Here is a 2,970-nt window from a genome sequence, read left to right on the forward strand (position 1 = left end):
CGCTGGGCGAAGTGGTCGTCACCGCCCAACGCCGCGCCCAGAAACTGCAGGACGTGCCCCTCGCGGTCAGCGCTTTTGACCGCCAGGAACTGGATCGTCGGCAGATCACCCGCACCCTGGATGTCGTGACCTATGTGCCCAACATGGTGGGTCACAACAACGTTAGCATCGGCACCGCCAACACCTATTCGCTGCGGGCCCTGAACAACACCGAGTCGATCTCGACCTTCGACCCGCCGGTGGGCACCTATGTCGACGATATCTATGTGTCGCGGCAGGGCGCGAACAATTTCTCCTTCTTCGATATCGACCGGCTGGAAGTGCTGCGCGGTCCGCAAGGCACGCTGTTCGGCCGTAACACCACGGGTGGCGCCGTGGTCATCATCCTGAAGAAGCCGAGCCCGGAATTCGGTGGATTCGTTGAGGCCGGCGTGGGCGCCTACAGCCAGCGCATGGTCCGCGGCACGATCGACGTGCCCATCAACGAAAAATTCCTGACCAAGTTCAGCGGTTTCTTCACCGAGAACGAAGGCTATGTGACGAACCAGATCAGCGGCGAGAAGCTCAATTTCGAAAAATCATTCGGCGTGCGCGGGGCCGGCCGGGTTCTGTTCTCCGACACCCTGACATGGGACCTGTCGGCCGACTACACCGACGCCCAGTCGACCAACTTCGTGAACTTCAAAGCCCCGGGCAGCAACAAGCGCATCAACTTCACCCGGCAGAGCAAGCACCGGCCCCTCGGCGCCATCGCCTCGGGGGACTTGCAAGACAACAAGCTAAACGTGGAAGCCATTTCCACGGCGGTGACGTCGAATGTGGAATGGGACGCGCGCGACAACCTGACGGTCAATTTCATCTCAGGCTATCGCCGCACCTATATGGAATTCGTCAGCGACAGCTTCGACAGCATGAGCGCCGGGGGCGTCACCTTCGCCAACGACTATACGATCCTGACCAATCCCCCCGGCACCTCGACGCCCCTGGCCAATGACTCGGTCAACGAGCAGTTCAGTCAGGAAGTGAAGCTGAACGGGACTCTCGGCGATCGGCTGAACTATGTCGGCGGCCTCTATTATATCAACGAGAGAAGCAAGACCCACCTTGGCAACTACAACATTCCCCTGGTCGGCAGCCCCACCGTCACCCAGGACCGAACCATCTCGAACAATACCGAGGCCTATGCCGTCTACCTGCAGGTCGACTACAAGATCACCGACCAGCTCACCGGCACCATCGGCGCTCGCTACACCGACGAAAACAAGGAAATTTTCTTCAATCCGAACTTCAATCCCCTGCCGCGCGCCAACCCCGCCTTCCAGCCCTTCAGCAATGTCGAGCTGATCGCGGCGGGCATACCGGTCACCCAGCAAGAACAAATCCTTACCCCGCGCTTCGCGCTGGACTACAAGGTGACGGACGATCTGATGCTGTTCGCCTCGGCCACCCGCGGCTTCAAATCTGGCGGCTGGAATGCTCGCGCCAACATTGGTAGCCAGGCGCAAAATTTCACGTCGGAGAAGATCTGGTCTTACGAAACCGGCCTCCGGTCGGACTGGTTGAGCAATCGCCTGCGGATCAACCTGACAGGCTTCTACTTCAACGTCACCGATTATCAGCTGCCGGCAGGATTTACCGATCTGACCACAAACACAATTGTCTTCATCACCCGCAACTTCGGCGATCTGAAGAACTACGGGCTTGAGTCGGAAATCTCGATCGTTCCGATCGACGGCCTGAACGTCTTCTGGTCGGCGGGTATCCAGAAGGCCACCTACGAGAACCTCAATGCGGGAGTCGCGGCTCAGCAGGCCCGCTGTCTCGCGCGCATCCCCGGCAACTGCAACACCGGCATCGTCAAGCTTGACGGCACCATCGCGCCGCCGGCCCGTGCGCCGGACTTCAGTTCGGTGCTGGGCGTCAACTACAACTGGAGGATCGCCGACAACCTGGAACTGGTCCCCAGCATCAGCTGGAGCCACATCAAGGGGCATTTCGTCGGCACACAGGCCCAGCCCATCTCCTTCCAGCGCACCCGCGACACCTACAACGCGGGCATCACCCTGAAGGACGTCTCGCGCGGCTGGTCGCTTACCGCCGAATGCACCAACTGCACCAACGAGACCTACGTGGTCTCCCTCCTGATCTACCCATACCTGAACGAGCCGCGGCGTTACTCGATCAAGGCGCGCAAGGATTTCTAGGCCTCATCCAGGGGTACTACCGATGAGCCAGCTGCCTGCAGCGGGGGAGGTAAAACTCCCCCGCGTCACCAAGGGGCGTCGGCCCACGTTCTTCGACGACCCCGCCATCGACCAGATGATGACCTTCATGTTGGAAATGATCACCGAGCTCGCCGTGGTCCGCGACCGCCTGGATACAGTTGAGCGGCTGCTTGACAGGGACGGGTCGGTCACCCGGGACGAAATCGAAGGCTATGTCGCCGAGGGCGAGGTGGCTGCAGAGCGCCTCGCCTGGCGCGAGGGCTACGTGAAGCGGGTGCTACGGATGCACAAGCCGCAGATGTGATGTCTCCGTGGTCGCGTCTTGCCTTGCCCAAGTCTGCCGAGATCACGGCCGCGCCCCACGACGTGTACCCTCAATTGTTCCCGCCGTTTCAGGTAGGCGGGCGGGCCCTGAGGGGCCGGGTTATCCATGCGGCGATGTCCACCAAATTCGCCAGAGGCGGCGAGACCACGGTATTCGACACGATGGCCCTGTTCACCTACGCCACTAGCCGAATCCCCGATGACACCCTCGCCGCGCCCTTGCGGGCGGCGGGTATTCAGGTCGAGGTGATCGGCGACGGTTACGCGCCCGGGACAGTGGTGCTGGCCACCGCCGAAGACTATCGCCGCGGACTGAACGCATGATTGGCGATCGATCCTTGCAACCCGGCGCCAGCGAGACCTGGGACCTTATCGTGGTCGGCGGCGGCGCCGCGGGGATGCCGGCGGCGATCTTTGCGGC

At 61.5% G+C, this 2,970-nt stretch carries 3 protein-coding genes; all 3 read left to right on the plus strand.

Features of this window, described 5'->3' with window-relative positions:
* Window positions 1-2,204: TonB-dependent receptor (locus tag ACLL81_RS10455; RefSeq protein WP_411288283.1), on the plus strand; the 2,204-nt coding region annotated here is incomplete at its 5' end.
* Window positions 2,205-2,226: 22 nt separating this feature from the next.
* Window positions 2,227-2,529 carry a hypothetical protein gene (locus ACLL81_RS10460; RefSeq protein WP_411288284.1) on the plus strand — a complete coding sequence of 101 codons (303 nt, stop codon included), beginning with the start codon at window positions 2,227-2,229 and terminating at the stop codon, window positions 2,527-2,529.
* Between the two features lie 134 nt (window positions 2,530-2,663).
* Window positions 2,664-2,873: a hypothetical protein gene (locus tag ACLL81_RS10465; RefSeq protein WP_411288285.1), complete on the plus strand. Its 210-nt coding sequence runs from the start codon at window positions 2,664-2,666 to the stop codon at window positions 2,871-2,873.
* Window positions 2,874-2,970 lie beyond the last annotated feature (97 nt).

Source organism: Phenylobacterium sp. (genome assembly GCF_046590535.1).
In the GTDB taxonomy this organism is placed as follows: Bacteria; Pseudomonadota; Alphaproteobacteria; order Caulobacterales; family Caulobacteraceae; genus Phenylobacterium.

Bases quoted from the DNA above. Each gene is read 5' to 3' on its own strand.
- ACLL81_RS10460 (WP_411288284.1), top strand. From the start codon at position 2,227: ATGAGCCAGCTGCCTGCAGCGGGGGAGGTAAAACTCCCCCGCGTCACC.
- ACLL81_RS10465 (WP_411288285.1), top strand. From the start codon at position 2,664: ATGTCCACCAAATTCGCCAGAGGCGGCGAGACCACGGTATTCGACACG.